Here is a 19,657-nt window from a genome sequence, read left to right on the forward strand (position 1 = left end):
TGTGGCCGGACAGGATCCGCCGCTACGTTCAGCTCACGGCCTGGTCCTGCCAGTGGCCGCCGCCCGTCAGCGGCACGGCGTCGCACGTGCCCGGGTCCCAGGCCGTGAGCGGGGTGAAGCCGCGATGGCCGCATTCGCCGAACACGGTCACGGGCCCCCCGCCCGAAAGCGCGACGAGCTTCCACAGCCCGGCCCGCGCGGACGCCTCCGGGGTGATGGGGAGTGCGAAGTCCCCCTCGGTATCGGCCAGTTGCCAGCCATTGGTGGTGTGCTCCCCGCCACCGTCCGCGCTGCTCCCCCCGGAGCCCGGTATCGGTACGACGGATCCGAGCGTCACCGGCCAGGCGCTCAGCCAGGGATCGTCCCGCAACGACTGCCCGTAGGCGGTGACGGCCTCGGTCGTCGACATGCCCACCGGCGGACCGCCGCCCTGCCCCGGCGGGGCGAACCGCTCTCCCAGCGAGACCCGCAACTGGCCCGCCCCCGGATACGGCGTCAGTTCCGCGTCCAGCGTCAGTCCCACCGGCAGGGCGATCCCCGGCGCCCTGCCCGCAGCGCCGAAGTCCAGCAGCTGCGCCGTTCGCCCGGACCGGCTGCCGAGCAGCCAGATCCGACGCGTGGTGAGTCTGCCGTCCGAGGAGTCGTGCTGGGAGAGCACCAACCACCGGTCCCGGACGGGCGGCCCCTGGGTGGTCGCGGGAAGCCCGATGCGCGTACGGACCGTCGCGGCCAGCGGCTCCGGCAGCTGCTCGCGGCCCAGCCAGGCCCGGTCCAGCAGATGCAGCATCGCGCACTCCTCCAGCAGCCGCACCGGCCAGCCGGGACCCGAAGCCGGTATGACTCCCAACTCCCGCACCCGCCCGGCCAGTCCCGGCGCCTGCGCGTCCACCATGCGGGCCGCCGTCTCCTCCCACAGCCCGTACCCCGCCTGCTCCGCCCCGGCCAGACCGCCCCGCAGCAGGTCGTCGAGCCGCTGCTCCAGCTCTGTCGCGCCCGCGGTGACCCGGGCGGCCCGACGCTCCGCCCTGCGCCTGGCCGCCTCGGGGTCGGCCGGTTTCGCCGATGCCGGGGCCGAACTCCCCTCCTGAGCAGCTCGGTTCCGGCGCGCGTCGAGCCACTCGCCGGCCCACTCCGGCGGTGTCTCCGTCTCCGCCATCGCTCCGTCCCCGGAGGCCCAGAGCAGCAGCAGCCCCAGCGCGTGCTTGCACGGGAACTTCCGGCTCGGACAACTGCACGTGTACGCCACCCCGGCCGTGTCGACCACGGTCCGGTACGGCTGGGCCCCGCTTCCTCTGCACTGCCCCCACACGGCACCCGAGCCGCCCCCGAACCCCGCTTCCGACCATGGCTCGGCCGAGCCGCCCAGCCTGCTTCCCGCTCTGCGTGACGCTGCGTCAGGAGCCAGTGCCAGCACCTGATCCGCAGTCCAGCGCACCCCCTGCTGATTCATGGCTCCGAAGGTACGTGCCACCACTGACAATCGGCTCCGACCTGCGGAAACGACCGATTGTCAGTGGCATGGTGCACCGTGGAATCACATCCGGTCGAACGAGCTGGAACGATCTGGAGGGGGATCCATGACCGCGCCCGAAAACACCGGAGCAGAGGTTCTGCGGCCGCACGCCGAAGTCGCCTTCGCCCACGAACTCACGGCACTCGCCGCCGCCGACGACCGCCCGCGCCCCGAGCGCTGGAAGCTCTCGCCGTGGGCCGTGGCCATGTATCTGCAGGGCGGCGCCCTGCCCGACGGCACGGTGATCACGCCGAAGTACGTCGGACCGCGCCGCATCGTCGAGGTCGCCGTCAGCACGCTCGCCACCGATCGCGCGCTGCTGCTGCTCGGCGTGCCCGGCACGGCCAAGACCTGGGTGTCCGAGCATCTCGCGGCGGCCGTGAGCGGTGACTCCACGCTGCTCGTCCAGGGCACCGCGGGCACCCCCGAGGAAGCGGTCAGGTACGGCTGGAACTACGCCCAGTTGCTCGCCCACGGCCCCAGCCGAGACGCCCTGGTCCCCAGCCCCGTCATGCGGGCCATGGCCGACGGGATGACCGCGCGGGTCGAGGAGCTGACGCGTATCCCCGCCGATGTCCAGGACACACTGATCACGATCCTGTCCGAGAAGACGCTGCCGATCCCCGAGCTCGGCCAGGAGACCCAGGCCGTCCGCGGGTTCAATCTGATCGCCACCGCCAATGACCGCGACCGCGGGGTCAACGAACTCTCCAGCGCGCTGCGCCGCCGCTTCAACACGGTCGTCCTGCCGCTGCCCGCCACGGCCGAAGCGGAGGTCGACATCGTCTCCCGGCGCGTCGACCAGATAGGGCGCTCGCTCGATCTGCCCGCCGCGCCCGAGGGCCTGGACGAGATCCGCCGGGTCGTCACGGTCTTCCGCGAGCTGCGCGGCGGAGTCACCGACGACGGCCGTACCAAGGTCAAGTCGCCGTCGGGGACGCTCTCCACGGCCGAGGCGATCTCGGTCGTCACCAACGGCCTCGCTCTGGCCGCGCACTTCGGCGACGGGGTGCTGCGCCCGGCCGATGTGGCCGCCGGACTGCTCGGCGCGGTCGTGCGGGACCCGGCCGCCGACCGGGTGATCTGGCAGGAGTACCTGGAGACGGTGGTGCGGGAGCGGGACGGCTGGCAGGGCTTCTACCGGGCCTGCCGGGAGGTGTCGGTATGACGGCACCTCCGACAGCACCCCCGGCGCCGGCCCGAGCGCCCGGCCCGGCGGCCGGGCCGCTGCTGCTCGGCGTGCGCCACCACGGCCCGGGGTCGGCCCGTGCGGTGCGGGCCGCGCTGGACGCCGCGGCGCCGCAGGCCGTACTGATCGAAGGGCCGCCCGAGGGCGACGCGTTGCTGCCGCTCGCGGCGGATCCGGGGATGAAACCTCCGGTCGCCCTGCTCGCCCATGTCGTGGACGACCCGGGCCGGGCGGCGTTCTGGCCGCTCGCGGAATTCTCGCCGGAATGGGTGGCGATCCGCTGGGCGCTCCGGCGCGGGGTGCCTGTTCGGTTCATCGATCTGCCCGCCGCCCACTCGCTCGCGATGACCGAGGAAGAGTGCGAAGGACCCGACGACGCGGCTGCGGTACGGGTCGATCCGATCGGGGTTCTGGCCTCGACCGCCGGATACGAGGACGCCGAGCGCTGGTGGGAGGACGTCGTCGAGCACCGGGGCCCCGGGACGGCGGACGCGCTCGCTCCGTTCGCCGCGCTCGGCGAAGCCATGGGGGCGCTGCGGGACACGTACGGCGACGGCGGATTCCCCCGTGATCTCATCCGCGAGGCCCATATGCGCATCCAACTGCGCGCGGCCCGAAGGGAGTTCGCCGACTCGGTGGCCGTGGTCTGTGGAGCCTGGCATGTCCCCGCACTGGCGGCTAGGACGACGGTCACCGCCGACCGCGCCCTGCTCAAGGGGCTCCCCAAGGTGAAGACCGAGATGACCTGGGTGCCCTGGACGCACCGCAGGCTCGCCCGGCGCAGTGGCTACGGCGCCGGCATCGAATCACCCGGGTGGTATGCCCATCTGTTCGGCGCGGACGACCGCCCCGTGGAGCGCTGGATGACGAAGGCCGCACGGCTGCTGCGGGACGAGGACCGGATGGTCTCCTCGGCCCATGTCATCGAGGCGGTCCGGCTCGCCGGGACCCTCGCCACTCTGCGCGGACGCCCGCTTCCCGGGCTCGCCGAGACGACCGACGCGGTGCGGGCGGTGATGTGCGAGGGCTCCGACGTACCGCTCGCGCTCGTCCAGGACCGGCTGGTGGTCGGTGAGGTGCTCGGGGAGGTCCCGGACACCGCCCCGGCCGTACCGCTCCAGCGTGACCTGACCCGCACACAGCGCGCGCTGCGGTTCCAGCCGGAGGCGACGGAGCGGGAGGCGGACCTCGATCTGCGCAAGCAGACCGACGCCGCACGGTCCCGGCTGCTGCACCGGCTGCGGCTCCTCGGGGTCGGCTGGGGGGAGCCGGCCGACGGACGGGGGAGTACGGGCACCTTCCGGGAGAGCTGGCGGCTGCGCTGGGAGCCGGAGCTCTCCGTGCGGGTCGCGGAGGCCGGGATGTGGGGGACGACGGTGCTCTCCGCGGCCACCGCGAAAGCCGCGGCGCAGGCCGTGTCGGCCACCGTGCTCGGCGAGGTCACCGCCCTCGCCGAGCAGTGCCTGCTGGCCGAACTGCCGGACGCGCTCCCGGTGGTGATGCGGGCGCTCGCCGACCGTGCCGCGCTGGACACGGACGTGGGTCACCTCGCGCAGGCGCTGCCCGCCCTGGCCCGTTCCCTGCGGTACGGCGATGTGCGGTCCACGGACACCACGGCGCTCGGTGAGGTGGCGTCCGGGATCGCGGAGCGGATCTGTGTCGGGCTGCCCCCGGCCTGTACGGGGCTCGACGCGGACGGTGCCGGCGAGAGACGCGGACAACTGGACGGTGTCCACACCGCGATCGGTCTCCTGCCGGACACCGGACTGCGCGACCGATGGGCCGGTGTGCTGCGCGGACTGGCCGGCCGGGACCCGGTCGCCGGGCTGATCCGCGGGCGGGCCGTGCGTCTCCTCCTCGACGACGGACGGCTCGCCGAGGACGAGGCGGCCCTGCTCATGGGCCTCGCCCTGTCGCCGGGCGCGTTGCCCGCCGACGCGGCGGCCTGGATCGAGGGCTTCGTCGGCGGGGTCTCCGGGGGAGGCATGCTCCTGGTCCACGACGAGCGGCTGCTCGGGCTGGTCGATGCCTGGCTGGCCGGTGTGCCGCCGGACGCGTTCACCGGCGTACTGCCGCTGCTGCGCCGTACCTTCTCGGCGTACGAGCCGGGCGTACGCCGCACCCTCGGCGAGCTGGTCCGGCGCGGCACCGGGGCCGGCCGGGGGACGGCCCGTACACCGGAGGCGGCAGCGCCGGGGTTCGGTACCGGGCTCGACACGGAGCGCGCGGACGCGGTGCTTCCGGTCCTGCGGCTGCTCCTCGGGCACGGCGACCCCGACAGGCACGGCCCCGACAGGCGCGACCCGGGCGGAAGAACCCCGGGCGGCGGAAGAACCCCGGGCGGCGGAAGAACCGCGGGCGGCGGAGGAACCGCGGGCGGCGGAGGGATCCCGGGCAGAAGGGGCCCTGAGGGAACCGGTCCTGCGGGCACCGGTCCGTACGACAACGGCCTGATGGGGGTGGCGGGATGAACACGGCGGACGAACGGCTGCGGCGCTGGCGGCTGGTGCTCGGGGGTGACGCGGCGGAGGGCACCGGCGTCTCGCTCGACGGGCGGGACGCGGCGATGGACGCAGCACTGGGCGCGCTGTACGGCGGCGGGCGCAAGGGCAACGGCCGCAAGGGCGCCGGACGCGGTGGCGACCGCACGGCCGGGCTCGGCGCGTCCGCGCCGTCCGTCGCGCGCTGGCTGGGCGACATCCGTGCGTACTTCCCGGCCTCCGTCGTCCAGGTGATGCAACGCGACGCCATCGAACGGCTGGGACTTTCGGCGCTGTTGCTGGAGCCGGAGATGCTGGAGGCGGTCGAGGCGGACGTCCACCTCGTCGGGACGCTGCTCTCGCTCAACAAGGCGATGCCCGAGACGACCAGGGAGACGGCTCGCGCCGTTGTCCGCAAGGTGGTCGAGGACCTGGAGAAGCGGCTCGCCACACGGACGCGGGCCACGCTCACCGGGGCGCTGGACCGTTCGGCCAGGATCAGCAGGCCGCGCCACCGGGACATCGACTGGAACCGCACCGTCCGCGCCAACCTGAAGAACTACCTACCGGAGCACCGCACCGTCGTTCCGGAACGGCTCGTCGGGTACGGCCACGCCTCGCAGTCCGTGAAGAAGGAAGTCGTCCTCTGCATCGACCAGTCGGGATCGATGGCGGCCTCCGTCGTCTACGCCTCGGTGTTCGGCGCGGTCCTCGCCTCGATGCGGTCCCTCGCGACGCGGCTCGTCGTCTTCGACACGGCCGTGGTCGATCTCACGGACCAGCTCGACGACCCGGTGGACGTTCTCTTCGCGACCCAGCTGGGTGGCGGCACCGACATCAACAGGGCGCTCGCGTACTGCCAGTCGCAGATCACCCGCCCCGCCGACACCGTCGTCGTACTGATCAGCGATCTCTACGAGGGAGGCATACGCGACGAGATGCTCAAGCGGGTGGCGGCGATGAAGGCATCGGGTGTGCAGTTCGTGGCGCTGCTCGCGCTGTCCGACGAGGGGACACCCGCCTACGACCACGACCACGCGGCGGCCCTCGCGGCCCTGGGCGTACCGGCGTTCGCCTGCACACCGGACCACTTTCCAGAAGTGATGGCGGCAGCGGTGGAGAAGAGACCCCTGCCTCCGAGCCCGGACCGTACGGCCTGAGGGGCCTGAAGCGCGTGAACCCGTGGTACCGGACACGCCGTGAACGGGTCCGCGTCAACTGTGTCGTCGGTCACCCCGGACCGTCCGGCCGACCCCCTCACCACCCGGCCTCGGCGCGCCCACCGAAGGTCCACAGGGTGCATCGGCGCAGCTCACCGGGGGGTTCCCGGCCACCGGGCCGATGTCCGGTTCGGGTGGGTGAGTTGTGACAGTAATCACCGCGCAGGTGTGATCTGCGATTTAGGGACCTAGCGCCCACGGGGATAACCTGCGAGACGGACATGCCGCGTACTCGGACACCGTCTACGCCTCCCTAGTGACAGCGCAGTCACGTTGCCCTTCGCGGCACGCCCACGCAGACAAGGAACCGCGATCACTACTGCGACGACGATTTAAAGCAAAGGGAGACGGACGCGCGTGGACCTGTTCGAGTACCAGGCGAGGGACCTCTTCGCCAAGCACGGTGTACCGGTGCTGGCCGGTGAAGTCATCGACACGCCTGAGGCGGCGCGCGAGGTGACCGAGCGTCTGGGCGGCAAGGCTGTCGTCAAGGCGCAGGTCAAGGTCGGCGGCCGAGGCAAGGCCGGCGGCGTGAAGCTCGCCTCCGACCCGGCCGACGCCGTGGCGAAGGCCGACGCCATTCTGGGCATGGACATCAAGGGCCACACGGTCCAGAGGGTCATGCTGGCCGAGACCGCGGACATCGCGGAGGAGTACTACGTCTCCTTCCTCCTCGACCGCACCAACCGCACCTTCCTCGCCATGGCGTCCGTCGAGGGCGGCGTGGAGATCGAGGTCGTCGCGGAGGAGAACCCCGACGCGCTGGCGAAGATCCCGGTCGACGCCAACGAGGGGTGCACCCCGGAGAAGGCCGCCGAGATCGTCGCCGCGGCGAAGTTCCCGGCCGAGATCGCCGGTCAGGTGGCCGACGTCCTGCAGAAGCTGTGGACCGTCTTCATCAAGGAGGACGCGCTCCTCGTCGAGGTCAACCCGCTGATCAAGTCCGGCGACGGCAAGATCATCGCCCTTGACGGCAAGGTCTCGCTCGACGAGAACGCCGACTTCCGCCAGCCCGAGCACGAGGCGCTGGAGGACAAGGCCGCAGCCAACCCGCTCGAGGCTGCTGCCAAGGCCAAGAACCTCAACTACGTCAAGCTCGACGGCGAGGTCGGCATCATCGGCAACGGCGCGGGTCTCGTGATGAGCACCCTCGACGTCGTCGCGTACGCCGGTGAGAACCACGGCAACGTGAAGCCCGCCAACTTCCTCGACATCGGTGGCGGCGCCTCCGCCGAGGTCATGGCGAACGGCCTGGAGATCATCCTCGGCGACCCGGACGTCAAGTCCGTGTTCGTCAACGTCTTCGGTGGCATCACCGCGTGCGACGAGGTCGCCAACGGCATCGTCCAGGCCCTTGAGCTCCTCAAGTCCAAGGGCGAAGCGGTCACCAAGCCGCTGGTCGTGCGCCTCGACGGCAACAACGCGGAGCTGGGTCGCAAGATCCTGTCGGACGCCAACCACCCGCTCGTGCAGCGCGTGGACACCATGGACGGCGCGGCCGACAAGGCCGCCGAGCTCGCGGCTGCGAAGTAAGGGAACAGGTCACCAACACCATGGCTATTTTCCTGACCAAGGAAAGCAAGGTCATCGTCCAGGGGATGACCGGCGCCACCGGCATGAAGCACACCAAGCTCATGCTCGCTGACGGCACCGACATCGTCGGCGGCGTCAACCCGCGCAAGGCCGGTACGTCCGTCGACTTCGACGGCACCGCCGTGCCCGTGTTCGGCTCCGTCGCCGACGCGATGGCGCAGACCGGCGCCGACGTGTCCGTCGTCTTCGTGCCGCCGGCCTTCGCCAAGGCCGCCGTCATCGAGGCGATCGACGCCGAGATCGGCCTCGTGGTCGTCATCACCGAGGGCATCGCCGTCCACGACTCGGCCGCCTTCTGGGCGTACGCCGGCTCGAAGGGCAACAAGACCCGGATCATCGGTCCGAACTGCCCCGGTCTGATCACCCCCGGTCAGTCCAACGCCGGCATCATCCCGGGCGACATCACCAAGCCCGGCCGCATCGGTCTCGTGTCCAAGTCCGGCACGCTGACCTACCAGATGATGTACGAGCTCCGTGACATCGGCTTCTCCTCGGCCGTCGGCATCGGTGGCGACCCGGTCATCGGCACGACGCACATCGACGCTCTCGCGGCGTTCGAGGCGGACCCCGAGACCGACCTGATCGTGATGATCGGCGAGATCGGCGGCGACGCCGAGGAGCGTGCGGCCGACTACATCGCGAAGAACGTGACGAAGCCGGTCGTCGGCTACGTCGCGGGCTTCACGGCTCCCGAGGGCAAGACCATGGGCCACGCCGGCGCCATCGTCTCCGGCTCCTCCGGTACCGCGCAGGCGAAGAAGGAAGCGCTGGAGGCTGCGGGCGTCAAGGTCGGCAAGACGCCGACCGAGACGGCCAAGCTGGCCCGCGCGATCCTGGCCGCCGCGTAGCAGTTACGCAGGTGCGCTGCGGGCCCGCGTTCCCTTCCGGGGAGCGCGGGCCCGTTCGCATGTCCGGCCCGGCCGGACCACGACAGGTCGCAGTCCGGCGGGTCTCAGTCCGTCGACGGCACCAGACGACCCGGACCGTTCGCCGGTTCGGTACGGAGCTTCTGCCGCAGCTTCACGTCCTCCGCTGTCAGTCGCTGCGGGCCGCCGCGCGGCGGGACGCCCTCGACGCGGTGCGGGGCACCCGTCGGTCTGGCGTAGTACGTGGGGGCCGTGGCCAGGGTGTAGCCCGTCGACGCGGTGAGCAGGACGACGAACCCGGCCGTGAGCCGCGTCCAGAACCTGATCCGGTGTTCGCTTCCCGTCCTGACCACCCGCGCCTCGGGGAGCTTCACCTCGGGACCGGTCGATGTGAGCGCGGCGAGCCGCTCCTGGAGCAGTTCGGGATCCGCCAGTTCCGGCACCTGCTCGGCGACGGCCGCTCGCGCGTACAGGAGACGGTTCGCGGTCGCGGGCGTGCTCGCCTCGGTCTCGGCCGCGGTGTCCGGGAGGTCCAGACCGAGACCGTCGTAGAGCAGCAGGGTGCGCCGGTACGCGGGCGGCAGGCCGAGGACCGCGTCGCGCAGCGGACCCTGGTCCGGGTCTGCGGGCTGCCGGTCGAGACGTTTGTGGCTGCGGCGTAACCGGTGCCAGGGCGACAGCGCGTACTCGTACGCCGCCGCGCGCACCCATCCGGCGGGGTCCCGGTCGGTCGCCACCTCCGGCCAGCGCTGCCAGGCCAGGTGGAACGCGCGCTCGACGGACTCCGCGGCGAGATGACGGCGGCCGGTGAGGGCGTACGTCTGGTGGACGAGGCGGGGCGCGGCCCGCGCGTAGAGCAGGTCGAAGGCTTCGGCCGGGGTGGCGTCGTGGAGCGGCCGGGGCTCGTCGCGGCTGCCCGGAGCCGGCTGCGACTCCGCCACCGAAGCTGATGCCGATGCCGATGCCGATGCCGATGCCGATGCCGATGCCGATGCTGATTCCGGTTCTGGCTCCGATGCCGATGCCGGTGCTGATTCCGGCTCCGGCAGGAGGGCGGGCTGCGGGACGGGCTCCCGGACGGGCTGAGGGACCGGCTCCCGGACGGGCTGCGGCGTCGGCCCGTGCGCCAGTACCTTCGCGTATGCCGCGTGCCGGTGGCCCTCCGGGCTCGTACGACCGGACTCCCAGGACCGTACGGTCGCCGGTGTCACCCCGATCGTGGCCGCGAGCTGCTTCACGCTCAGCGATTTCGCCTCGCGCAGCCGACGCCGTTCCTTCGGGGGCGGGAGATCCGTCATGAGATACCCCCAGCGCTGCTCATGGCAGTGCGCCAGTCCGAAAAGTACATAAACGTATATTGAGTGACACGACCGGCCTTTGCCTGTTACGCGGCGAAAGCGCGTGTCGTTGGCAGCATGGCCCGCGTGACCCAGATGACCGACCGCAGCCTGTCGCTCGTTCCCGTACGGACCCGTACCGCCGCGCTGTCCGACTGCGTGCTGCGCGGTGCGGTCGCGGCAGGGTTCGGGCTCAGCGTGCTCACCGTCCTGGTGATGCTGCTGTGGATCAGCTCGCCGTACCCCGACAGCGGCCTGGGCGGGGCGCTGCACGTCGCCGCCGCACTGTGGCTGCTGGCTCACGGTACGGAGCTGACCAGGCAGGACACCCTCTCCGGCGTTCCCGCTCCGCTGGGTGTGGTGCCGATACTGCTGGTCGTTCTGCCTGTCTGGCTGGTCCAGCGGGCCGCGCACGACGCGCTCGACCCGGCGAACGGCCGTCCCGGACCGTCGTCGCGAGGTGCCCTGTGCGCGGTCACCGGCGGCTATCTGCTGGTTGCCGTCGCGGTGGCGCTGTACGCGGCGGGCGGGACGCTGCCCGCGGAGCCGCTGAGTGCGCTCTGGCATCTGCCGCTCGCCGTCGGTGCTGCGGCGGCTGCCGGGGTGTGGCGGGCGCGCGGATGTCCGGGCGGACCGTTGCCCCGCCCGGTGCGGTGGATCCTGCCGAAGGGTGCACGTGCGGCCCTCGCCCGGCCCGGGATGCCGGACACGCTGAGGGCCGCTGCCGCCGGTGTCATGGTGCTGACCGGCGGCGGGGCGCTGCTCGTCGGGGGCGCGCTGGTGTGGCACGCGGGCGCGGCGCAGCAGTCGTTCCTCCAGCTCACCGGTGCCTGGTCGGGCCGGTTCACGGTTCTGCTGCTGGCTGTCTCGCTGGTGCCGAACGCGGCTGTCTGGGGGGCTTCGTACGCCCTCGGCCCCGGCTTCGTCCTCGGTACGGGGACCACGGTGACGCCGCTCGCGGTGACCGGGAACACCGTGCTCCCGCACTTCCCCCTGCTGACCGCGGTGCCCGGGGAGGGCCGGGGCTCTCCGCTCGGCTGGGCGGTGGCGGCAGTGCCGTTGGCGGCGGGCGTGGTGCTCGGCTGGTTCGTCGTCCGGGGAGGGGAGGAGGCCGGGCCGATCCCGCTGGGCGGCACCGTGCTCTCCGCTGTGTCGGCGGCCGTGGGGTGCGCGGCGGCGATGACGGGCCTCGCCGCCCTGGCGGGCGGGCCGCTGGGCACCGGCAGTCTGGCGTCCTTCGGCCCTGTGTGGTGGCGCACGGGTGCGGCAGCGCTGGTCTGGACAGTGGGAACGGGGCTGCTGGTCGCGCTGGTCCGGCGCTGGCGGGTCCTCCGGCGCAACCGGCCTGCCGCACCCGTCCCGCAAGCCGCCGGGGAACCGGAGTGGCACGACAGCGGGGCCAGGGTGGCGCGGTGGGCTGCGCTTCGGGCGGCGTCGGCGGGACTGAAGGCCAGGATTCCCCAGCCCGGTGACCAGCCCGGTGACCAGCCCGCTGACCAGCCCGCTGACCAAGCCGGTGATCAGCCGAGTGACCAGTCCGGTGACCAGGCCGATGGCTGTGCTGCCGCGGATCCGGGGGATGCGGACGCCGCTGCGAACAATGACGGGGCGCGCGGCGAGGACGGCGAGGACGGTGACGGTCCTGCTGTCGTTCAGCCCGGCCCGGACCGTACGGATAGGGCAGACGGCCCCGATGGCCCCGACGGCCCCGACGGCCCCGACGGCCCCGGCAGTACGGAGGTCCAGGACGGCACCGATGGCACTGACGGCACAAGCAGCCCGGGAAGCGACAACGACGTACCGGCTGCCGTGCCTGCCGTGCCTGTCACAGCCCCGGCCCCGCCCGCCCCGCCGGAAACGGGCGCCGAGGCCGGACCCCGCGCGGAACCCGGAGCCGGTCCGGGCATCGGCAGCGCCTGGCCCCCGATGTCGTACACCGACGGGGACTGACAGCCGCGCACCGCCGAACGGGGCGGGAACCCGGGCCTCCCCGCTCGCAGACGCGTGACGCGCGCCGCGTGCTACTCCCTCGCCCCTACCCCTTCATCTCTCGTCCCTACTCCTTCGTGCCGAGAACCGGGACCAGCGAGCCCGGCAGCAGCTTGTTGCAGGCGATCTGGCCTTGCTTCGTCAACGCATCGTCCACGCACGTGTAGTAGTCGCGGTACACGAGGTGCGAGGTGAAGACCAGCGCCACCATCACCAGTGCCATTCCGGCCGTCACCAGACCGCTCACCGCCGCCGTGATCTGCGGCTTCGACGAGCCTGCGTACGGACCGGGCGCCGGCGGCACGTGCGGTGCGGGCGGCGCTCCCGGTGCGGCCGGCCGGCCGTCGGTGGGGGTGGCCGGGGGCGGCTGGGTCGTCAGCGCCGTGGCCCCGCGGGTGTCGTGCTGCACCGGCTGCGGCTTCGCCCGGAGCGAGCTGATACCCCAGTACAACGCGAGCGACCCGAGCAGCAGGCTGACCTCGGGCAGATTGAAGAGCACGAAGAAGAACGCCCACATTCCGGCGAGCAGGGCGTATCGCGCCCGCCGCTGCGCCGGGTCCTTCGGGTCCCAGCGCAGGCCCGCGCCCGGACCGCCCGGCCCGTTGCCCGGCCCCTTCGGGCCGTCGCCCCGGCCGTTCCCGGGTTCGTTCGGGCCGCCCTGGGGCCGCTGCGGGCCGCCGCCCCAGCCGCCGCCCTGGCGGCCGGGCTGAACCGGGCTCCACTGGCTGCCCCGGCCGGGAGGCGGCGACTGGTCGTCACCGCTGCCGTCACCCCCGTTGCCGGAATGACCGGAGTTGCCCTCGTCGCCCCCGTTGGCCGGGCGCCGCGGCTGCCACGGCTGGTCCGGCCGGCCCTCCGGTGGCGGGGCGAAGGGGTTGTCGTCGGGCTCCGTCGAAGAGGGCCGGCGTTCCCGCAGCAGCAGCACTGAGTCCTGCCCGTGCCGTGGGGTGCGGAGAGTCGCGCGGTGGCGTCGGTCCTGCATCTGGTGAACGTCTTCCCCTCATTCGGTTCCCGTCCGGGAGACGGATCCTGTCCCCAGACGCTACCTCTCGGCCGGGCCCCCGTCCCGTGGGGGCCGCTCCGTGTGCCGGTATCGTTGCCGACGGTCGGCGCGTTCGTAGAGTTCCCCGTATCGGGAGATGCGATCGATTCGTACGACCGCACAAGTCGTATCCAGAAAGGGCCCCGCTGTGGCCTCCCCGCCCCCTCCCGCCCGCCTGGTCGTGCTGGTTTCCGGCTCCGGAACCAATCTGCAGGCCCTGCTCGACGCCATCGGTGACGATCCGGCCGCCTACGGTGCCGAGATCGTCGCGGTCGGCGCCGACCGCGACGGCATCGCCGGACTCGACCGCGCCCGCGACGCCGGGCTGCCGACCTTCGTATGCAAGGTGAAGGAGTACGCGGACCGTGCCGCCTGGGACGCCGCGCTGACCGAGGCCACGGCCGCGTACGCGCCGGACCTGGTCGTCTCGGCCGGATTCATGAAGATCGTGGGGAAGGATTTCCTCGCGGCCTTCGGCGGCCGGTTCGTCAATACGCACCCGGCCCTGCTGCCCGCATTTCCCGGGGCCCACGGCGTACGCGACGCGCTCGCATACGGCGCCAGGGTCACCGGCTGCACCGTCCACTTCGTCGACGACGGCGTCGACACCGGTCCGATCATCGCGCAGGGCGTGGTCGAGATCCGGGAGCAGGACGACGAAAGCGCTCTTCACGAGCGCATCAAAGAAGTCGAGCGAAGGCTGCTCGTCGATGTCGTGGGGCGTCTGGCCCGTAACGGCTACCGCATTGAGGGACGAAAGGTACAGGTCGGTGCACACCGAGAACACGGACACCGTTAAGCCCATCCGGCGCGCGCTCATCAGCGTCTACGACAAGTCGGGCCTGGAGGAGCTGGCCCTCGGGCTGCACGGGGCGGGCGTCACGCTCGTCTCCACCGGATCCACCGCGGCGAAGATCGCGGCTGCCGGTGTGCCGGTCACCAAGGTCGAGGAGCTCACCGGCTTCCCGGAGTGCCTGGACGGCCGGGTCAAGACGCTGCACCCGCGGGTGCACGCCGGGATCCTCGCCGACCTCCGCCTGGAGGACCACCGCAAGCAGCTCACCGAGCTGGGGGTGGAGCCCTTCGACCTGGTCGTCGTGAACCTCTACCCCTTCACGGAGACCGTCGCTTCCGGCGCCACCCCCGACGAGTGCGTCGAGCAGATCGACATCGGCGGCCCGTCGATGGTCCGGGCCGCGGCGAAGAACCACCCGTCGGTGGCGGTCGTCACCAGCCCGGAGCGCTACGCGGACGTGCTGACCGCCGTCAGCGGCGGCGGCTTCGACCTGGCCGCGCGCAAGCGTCTCGCGGCCGAGGCGTTCCGCCACACCGCCGCGTACGACGTGGCCGTGGCGGGCTGGTTCGCCGACGACTACGCGGCGGCCGACGACAGCGGCTTCCCCGATTTCCTCGGTGCGACGTACGAGCGCGGCAACGTCCTGCGGTACGGCGAGAACCCGCACCAGGGTGCCGCGCTCTACGTGAGCGGCACGGGCGGCCTCGCCCAGGCCGAGCAGCTGCACGGCAAGGAGATGTCGTACAACAACTACACGGACACCGACGCCGCGCGCCGGGCCGCGTACGACCACGCCGAGCCCTGTGTGGCGATCATCAAGCACGCCAACCCGTGCGGCATCGCGATCGGCACCGACCTCGCGGAGGTGCACCGCAGGGCGCACGCCTGTGACCCGGTCTCCGCGTACGGCGGCGTGATCGCGGTGAACCGTCCGGTCACCACGGCCATGGCCGAGCAGGTGGCCGAGATCTTCACCGAGGTCATCGTCGCTCCGGCGTACGAGAACGGCGCGGTCGAGATCCTGGCCCGCAAGAAGAACATCCGGGTGCTGCGCTGCCCGGACGCCCCGTCGGCCCCGGTCGAGGTCAAGCAGATCGACGGCGGCGCACTCCTCCAGGTCACCGACCGGCTCCAGGCCGACGGCGACAACCCGGAGAACTGGAAGCTCGCATCGGGTGACGCGCTCGGCGCGGCCGAACTCGCCGAGCTGTCGTTCGCCTGGAAGGCGTGCCGCGCCGTGAAGTCCAACGCGATCCTGCTCGCCAAGGACGGCGCGTCCGTCGGCGTCGGCATGGGTCAGGTCAACCGCGTCGACTCGGCGAAGCTCGCCGTGGAGCGCGCGGGCGAGGAGCGGGCCAGGGGTGCGTACGCCGCCTCCGACGCCTTCTTCCCGTTCCCCGACGGCTTCGAGATCCTGGCGAACGCCGGGGTGAAGGCCGTGGTCCAGCCGGGCGGTTCGATCCGTGACGAGCTGGTCGTGGAGGCCGCCGAGAAGGCCGGCGTGACGATGTACTTCACCGGGACGCGTCACTTCTTCCACTAGGACCTGCCCGGGACCGGTACCGGGGGCCGCCCGCACAGGCGGCCCCCGGAACGCCCGAGGGCCGTAACTCCTCGCTGAATGCGCGGAGTTACGGCCCTCAGGTGCGTGCGGCAGGTCCTAGTCGACCCGGACCACCACGGTGGAGCAGAGCTTGTCGGCGAACGTCTGCTTCTTGGAGTCCCACGCCGGCCACAGCCAGCCCAGGTAGCAGGCGATGCTGTCCACGAAGTGGGCGATCTTACGGACGAACGCCATGCCGAAGCCGATCGGCTGTCCGTCGCTCTCGCGCCGCAGGCTGATGCCGACGGCCTTCTTGCCGATGGTCTGCCCGTTGGTGCCCTCGTTGTAGAGCTGCCACAGGAAGATGGCTATGGCGACGAGGAGTCCGACGATCACGAGGGCGGAACCGGCGCCGCCACCGATCGAGCCGCCGATCCCGACCAGCACGCCGTACGGGATACCGGAGATGAGGCCGTCGATGATGGTGCCACCGACCCGGCGCCACCAGCCACCGAACTGCGGGGGCTGGCCGCCGTAACCGGGCGCCTGCGGGTAGCCCTGGACCGGGGGCGCCTGCGGGTAGCCGTACCCGGGCTGCTGCGGCACGCCCTGCGGGGCCTGCTGCGGGTAGCCGCCGGGCTGCTGGGGCTGGCCGTACGGGTTGTTCGGGTTCGGGTTCGGATCGCCGAAGCTCATGGCTGATTTCCTCCGTTGGTTCATGCGGGGACGACGCGGTTCGAGCGGAGGATTGGTACATAAATCGACTGAGCGGTCTAGCCCCCCGACACTGCCCGCGGCACTGCGGGCAACATGCTTCTAAACGCCACGTAAGTTTGTCCAGTCGCATTCCGTATGTGTTGTGCAAGTGCAACTTGGGCGATCATGGCGCCCCTGCAAGAATGGCTCATATGACAGCCCAGATTCTCGATGGCAAGGCCACCGCAGCCGCGATCAAGTCCGATCTGACCGCCCGCGTGGCGGCCCTCAAGGAGAAGGGGATCACCCCCGGTCTCGGCACACTGCTGGTCGGTGACGATCCGGGCAGCCGCTGGTACGTCAACGGCAAGCACCGTGACTGCGCCGAGGTCGGCATGGGGTCGATCCAGCGTGAACTCCCCGACACCGCAACGCAGGAAGAGATCGAGGCGGTCGTCCGGGAGCTCAACGAGAACCCCGAATGCACCGGCTACATCGTGCAGTTGCCGCTCCCCAAGGGCATCGACACCAACCGCGTCCTGAGCCTGATGGACCCGGAGAAGGACGCCGACGGGCTGCACCCGACCAGCCTCGGCAAGCTCGTACTGAACGAGACGGGCCCGCTGCCCTGCACCCCGTACGGCATCATCCAGCTGCTCCGCCACCACGGGGTGGAGATCAACGGGGCGCATGTCGTGGTCGTCGGGCGCGGCATCACGGTCGGCCGCTCCATCCCGCTGCTGCTGACCCGTAAGTCCGAGAACGCGACAGTGACCCAGTGCCACACCGGCACCCGTGATCTGCCCGCGCTGCTCAAGCAGGCCGACATCATCGTCGCTGCCGCCGGTGTTCCGCACATCATCAACCCCGAGGACGTCAAGGCGGGCGCGGCCGTTCTCGACGTCGGCGTCAGCCGGGACGAGAACGGCAAGATCGTCGGCGATGTGCACCCCGGTGTCGCCGACGTGGCCGCGTGGATCTCCCCGAACCCGGGCGGCGTGGGCCCGATGACCCGTGCTCAGCTGCTCGTGAACGTCGTGGAGGCGGCGGAGCGCAGTGTCGGCTGACGCGGTGGAGCGTACGGGGCCCGAGGAGCCGGGCGGGTCCGCCGGGCTCCCGGGGTTCGCCAAGCACTCGGGGGCCGACGGCCGTTCGGGTTCCGGGAGTCGTTCGGGTTCCGGGAGTCGTACGGGATCCGACGGGGGCGCCGCGCCGGAGGCGGCGGGCGGTCCCGAGGGGCCCCGCAGGTCCGAGACGCCGGACGGTGCCGAGGAACCCGGAAAGCCGGAAGCCCCGGCGGAGTCCGAGGCGCCTGCCGAGTCGGAGGGGGCTGCGGAGCCGGAAGAGGCTGCGGAGTCGGAGGAGACGGCGGAGTCCGGAGCGTCCGGCGAGGCCCGAGCCGAGGACGAGCCCGAGGGGGAGGACGCGGTCAGCGCTCCGGGTCCCGACGGGGAGCCCGTGCGCTCGACCCGGCGCTTCCCCTCGGTGACGCGCGACACCGCCCGCCCCGAGGGCGGCGGCCGGGCGGCCCCCGGCGACGCCCCCGCGCCCGCCCGGCAGTGGCCGCTGCTCACCGTGCTCGGCGCGGTCGCCGCGGGACTGCTGCTGGTCGCCTTCGACGTGACCCGGGTGGGGCTGTTGCTCGTCGGCGTCGCACTGATGGCAGGCGCGGCGATGCGCTGGTGGGTGCGGGCGGTCGGGATGCTCGCGGTGCGTTCGCGGTTCACGGACACGGTGACGTACGGCGTACTGGGCCTCGTGATCACGCTGCTCGCGCTGATGGTGCAGCCCAGTCCGTGGCTGGAGCTGCCGTTCCTGGAGGATCTGGTCCACTTCACGGTGCGCTGACGAGTTCACGGTGCGCTGACGAGGGCCGTGGCCGACGGGAGGCGGGGGCTGACGGCCCGACAGTTCCCGGCGGCAGAGCAGTTTCCGGCGGCGGACCCGGCAGTTCCCGGTTGGCGGAAAAGAAAAAACGTTGAGGGGGAATGCCCCGCGATTCACGGGGCAAGCGAGTGTTATCCCCCCACGGGTGCTTGCACCCGGCGGTGGCCGTCCGCGCCTCACCCCCCCTGGGCGCGGGCGGCCACCGTCGTTGCAGGGGGCGGACCTCAGGAGTGCGTACGGGCCAACACGGTTCCGTACGCCGGGGCGTGCGCGGGTCCGTGTGCGGCGTGCCACACGGGGGCGGGAGCCGGTCGGCCGCAGGGTCGGATAGCCTGACGTCGGAAGTCTCTTCACATCAAGATTCAGTTCGCGGTGTGAGCCTCCGAGATTTCCCGCACCAGGGGCAGGGACCCCCACCGCCAGCTGTCTTACGGAGAACGCCATGACCCGCACTCCTGTGAATGTCACCGTCACCGGCGCGGCCGGCCAGATCGGCTACGCGCTGCTCTTCCGCATCGCCTCGGGCCACCTGCTCGGCTCGGACGTGCCGGTCAAGCTGCGTCTCCTGGAGATCCCGCAGGGGCTGAAGGCCGCTGAGGGCACCGCGATGGAGCTCGACGACTGCGCCTTCCCGCTGCTCCAGGGCATCGAGATCACGGACGACCCGAACGTCGCTTTCGCCGGTGCCAACGTGGCCCTGCTCGTCGGCGCCCGCCCGCGTACGAAGGGCATGGAGCGCGGTGACCTGCTCGCGGCCAACGGCGGCATCTTCGGCCCGCAGGGCAAGGCCATCAACGACAACGCCGCGGACGACATCAAGGTCCTCGTCGTCGGCAACCCGGCCAACACCAACGCGCTCATCGCGCAGGCCTCGGCCCCGGACGTACCGGCCGAGCGCTTCACCGCGATGACCCGTCTCGACCACAACCGCGCGATCTCGCAGCTCTCGCAGAAGACGGGCGTCCCGGTCTCCGAGATCCGCCGTCTCACCATCTGGGGCAACCACTCGGCCACCCAGTACCCGGACATCTTCCACGCCGAGGTCGCGGGCAAGAACGCTGCCGAGACCGTCAACGACGAGAAGTGGCTGGCCGACACCTTCATCCCGACCGTCGCCAAGCGCGGTGCGGCGATCATCGAGGCGCGCGGCGCCTCCTCGGCCGCCTCGGCCGCGAACGCCGCCATCGACCACGTGCACACCTGGGTCAACGGCACGGCGGACGGCGACTGGACCTCGATGGGTATCCCGTCGGACGGCTCCTACGGTGTTCCCGAGGGCCTCATCTCGTCCTTCCCGGTCACCACCGAGGGCGGCACGTACAAGATCGTCCAGGGTCTTGAGATCAACGACTTCTCCCGCGCGCGTATCGACGCCTCGGTGAAGGAACTCTCCGAGGAGCGCGACGCGGTGCGCGAGCTCGGCCTGATCTGAGCCGTACGGCCAGGATTGTCCGGACAGTTCGGACGGTTCGGCCCCCGGCACGCGGCGACCTCTCCGTCCCGTGC

The 19,657-nt window shown here is 71.8% G+C and carries 15 protein-coding genes; 11 read left to right on the top strand and 4 right to left on the bottom strand.

From position 1 onward, the window contains the following. Nucleotides 1-28: 28 nt before the first annotated feature. On the bottom strand, nt 29-1,450 hold the full coding sequence (locus tag NBY69_RS08305) for an SWIM zinc finger domain-containing protein (RefSeq protein WP_250299469.1): 1,422 nt from the start codon (nt 1,448-1,450) through the stop codon (nt 29-31). 127 nt (nt 1,451-1,577) lie between these two features. On the opposite strand from NBY69_RS08305, the gene NBY69_RS08310 reads away from it, so the two are divergent. The 5 genes from NBY69_RS08310 to sucD all read left to right on the top strand — a co-directional run bounded on the left by NBY69_RS08310 (nt 1,578) and on the right by sucD (nt 8,843). Further along, nucleotides 1,578-2,681, top strand: a complete 1,104-nt coding sequence (locus tag NBY69_RS08310) for an AAA family ATPase (RefSeq protein ID WP_250299470.1) — start codon at nt 1,578-1,580, stop codon at nt 2,679-2,681. Next, on the top strand, nt 2,678-5,173 hold the full coding sequence (locus NBY69_RS08315; protein WP_250299471.1) for a DUF5682 family protein: 2,496 nt from the start codon (nt 2,678-2,680) through the stop codon (nt 5,171-5,173). The genes NBY69_RS08310 and NBY69_RS08315 overlap by 4 nt, the downstream gene beginning before the upstream one ends. Further along, nucleotides 5,170-6,342, top strand: coding sequence for a VWA domain-containing protein (locus NBY69_RS08320; protein ID WP_250299472.1), 1,173 nt, complete (start codon nt 5,170-5,172; stop codon nt 6,340-6,342). The genes NBY69_RS08315 and NBY69_RS08320 overlap by 4 nt, the downstream gene beginning before the upstream one ends. A gap of 417 nt (nt 6,343-6,759) precedes the next feature. Next, on the top strand, nt 6,760-7,935 hold the full coding sequence (sucC, locus tag NBY69_RS08325) for an ADP-forming succinate--CoA ligase subunit beta (protein WP_250299473.1): 1,176 nt from the start codon (nt 6,760-6,762) through the stop codon (nt 7,933-7,935). A gap of 20 nt (nt 7,936-7,955) precedes the next feature. Then, nucleotides 7,956-8,843: a succinate--CoA ligase subunit alpha gene (sucD, locus tag NBY69_RS08330; RefSeq protein WP_250299474.1), complete on the top strand. Its 888-nt coding sequence runs from the start codon at nt 7,956-7,958 to the stop codon at nt 8,841-8,843. Between the two features lie 104 nt (nt 8,844-8,947). Here sucD and NBY69_RS08335 read toward each other — a convergent pair whose 3' ends face one another. Continuing rightward, nucleotides 8,948-10,159, bottom strand: coding sequence for a helix-turn-helix domain-containing protein (locus NBY69_RS08335; protein WP_250299475.1), 1,212 nt, complete (start codon nt 10,157-10,159; stop codon nt 8,948-8,950). Nucleotides 10,160-10,294: 135 nt separating this feature from the next. On the opposite strand from NBY69_RS08335, the gene NBY69_RS08340 reads away from it, so the two are divergent. Then, entirely contained in the window at nt 10,295-12,148 is a 1,854-nt protein-coding gene (locus NBY69_RS08340; protein ID WP_250299578.1) for a DUF6350 family protein, read from the top strand. Nucleotides 12,149-12,254: 106 nt separating this feature from the next. On the opposite strand, the gene NBY69_RS08345 is transcribed toward NBY69_RS08340, so the two are convergent. Beyond that, nucleotides 12,255-13,169: a hypothetical protein gene (locus tag NBY69_RS08345; RefSeq protein ID WP_250299476.1), complete on the bottom strand. Its 915-nt coding sequence runs from the start codon at nt 13,167-13,169 to the stop codon at nt 12,255-12,257. Nucleotides 13,170-13,326: 157 nt separating this feature from the next. Between NBY69_RS08345 and purN the strand changes: the two genes are divergently transcribed. Then, the gene (gene purN, locus NBY69_RS08350) at nt 13,327-14,028 is read left to right on the top strand and encodes a phosphoribosylglycinamide formyltransferase (protein WP_374211232.1); all 702 of its coding nucleotides are present in this window, start codon (nt 13,327-13,329) and stop codon (nt 14,026-14,028) included. Then, on the top strand, nt 13,940-15,568 hold the full coding sequence (gene purH, locus NBY69_RS08355; RefSeq protein ID WP_250299478.1) for a bifunctional phosphoribosylaminoimidazolecarboxamide formyltransferase/IMP cyclohydrolase: 1,629 nt from the start codon (nt 13,940-13,942) through the stop codon (nt 15,566-15,568). The genes purN and purH overlap by 89 nt, the downstream gene beginning before the upstream one ends. Nucleotides 15,569-15,685: 117 nt before the next feature. Here purH and NBY69_RS08360 read toward each other — a convergent pair whose 3' ends face one another. Further along, the gene (locus NBY69_RS08360) at nt 15,686-16,264 is read right to left on the bottom strand and encodes an RDD family protein (RefSeq protein ID WP_250299479.1); all 579 of its coding nucleotides are present in this window, start codon (nt 16,262-16,264) and stop codon (nt 15,686-15,688) included. A gap of 212 nt (nt 16,265-16,476) precedes the next feature. Between NBY69_RS08360 and NBY69_RS08365 the strand changes: the two genes are divergently transcribed. The 3 genes from NBY69_RS08365 to NBY69_RS08375 all read left to right on the top strand — a co-directional run bounded on the left by NBY69_RS08365 (nt 16,477) and on the right by NBY69_RS08375 (nt 19,583). Further along, a complete protein-coding gene (locus NBY69_RS08365; protein WP_250299480.1) occupies nt 16,477-17,331 on the top strand; it encodes a bifunctional methylenetetrahydrofolate dehydrogenase/methenyltetrahydrofolate cyclohydrolase in 855 nt (284 codons plus the stop codon). After that, nucleotides 17,321-18,112: a DUF3017 domain-containing protein gene (locus NBY69_RS08370; RefSeq protein WP_250299481.1), complete on the top strand. Its 792-nt coding sequence runs from the start codon at nt 17,321-17,323 to the stop codon at nt 18,110-18,112. The genes NBY69_RS08365 and NBY69_RS08370 overlap by 11 nt, the downstream gene beginning before the upstream one ends. Before the next feature lie 481 nt (nt 18,113-18,593). Then, nucleotides 18,594-19,583, top strand: coding sequence for a malate dehydrogenase (locus NBY69_RS08375; protein ID WP_250299482.1), 990 nt, complete (start codon nt 18,594-18,596; stop codon nt 19,581-19,583). Nucleotides 19,584-19,657: the final 74 nt, after the last annotated feature.

The organism is Streptomyces sp. A 4/2 (assembly GCF_940670765.1).
GTDB lineage: Bacteria > Actinomycetota > Actinomycetes > Streptomycetales > Streptomycetaceae > Streptomyces.

What these genes read in the sequence shown, in the direction of transcription:
- NBY69_RS08315 (WP_250299471.1), top strand. Translation starts at nt 2,678, where the DNA reads ATGACGGCACCTCCGACAGCACCCCCGGCGCCGGCCCGAGCGCCCGGC.
- NBY69_RS08305 (WP_250299469.1), bottom strand. Translation starts at nt 1,450, where the DNA reads ATGAATCAGCAGGGGGTGCGCTGGACTGCGGATCAGGTGCTGGCACTG.
- NBY69_RS08310 (WP_250299470.1), top strand. Translation starts at nt 1,578, where the DNA reads ATGACCGCGCCCGAAAACACCGGAGCAGAGGTTCTGCGGCCGCACGCC.
- purH (WP_250299478.1), top strand. Translation starts at nt 13,940, where the DNA reads ATGTCGTGGGGCGTCTGGCCCGTAACGGCTACCGCATTGAGGGACGAA.
- NBY69_RS08360 (WP_250299479.1), bottom strand. Translation starts at nt 16,264, where the DNA reads ATGAGCTTCGGCGATCCGAACCCGAACCCGAACAACCCGTACGGCCAG.
- NBY69_RS08365 (WP_250299480.1), top strand. Translation starts at nt 16,477, where the DNA reads ATGACAGCCCAGATTCTCGATGGCAAGGCCACCGCAGCCGCGATCAAG.
- NBY69_RS08335 (WP_250299475.1), bottom strand. Translation starts at nt 10,159, where the DNA reads ATGACGGATCTCCCGCCCCCGAAGGAACGGCGTCGGCTGCGCGAGGCG.
- purN (WP_374211232.1), top strand. Translation starts at nt 13,327, where the DNA reads ATGCGATCGATTCGTACGACCGCACAAGTCGTATCCAGAAAGGGCCCC.
- NBY69_RS08345 (WP_250299476.1), bottom strand. Translation starts at nt 13,169, where the DNA reads ATGCAGGACCGACGCCACCGCGCGACTCTCCGCACCCCACGGCACGGG.
- NBY69_RS08340 (WP_250299578.1), top strand. Translation starts at nt 10,295, where the DNA reads ATGACCGACCGCAGCCTGTCGCTCGTTCCCGTACGGACCCGTACCGCC.
- NBY69_RS08375 (WP_250299482.1), top strand. Translation starts at nt 18,594, where the DNA reads ATGACCCGCACTCCTGTGAATGTCACCGTCACCGGCGCGGCCGGCCAG.
- NBY69_RS08320 (WP_250299472.1), top strand. Translation starts at nt 5,170, where the DNA reads ATGAACACGGCGGACGAACGGCTGCGGCGCTGGCGGCTGGTGCTCGGG.
- sucD (WP_250299474.1), top strand. Translation starts at nt 7,956, where the DNA reads ATGGCTATTTTCCTGACCAAGGAAAGCAAGGTCATCGTCCAGGGGATG.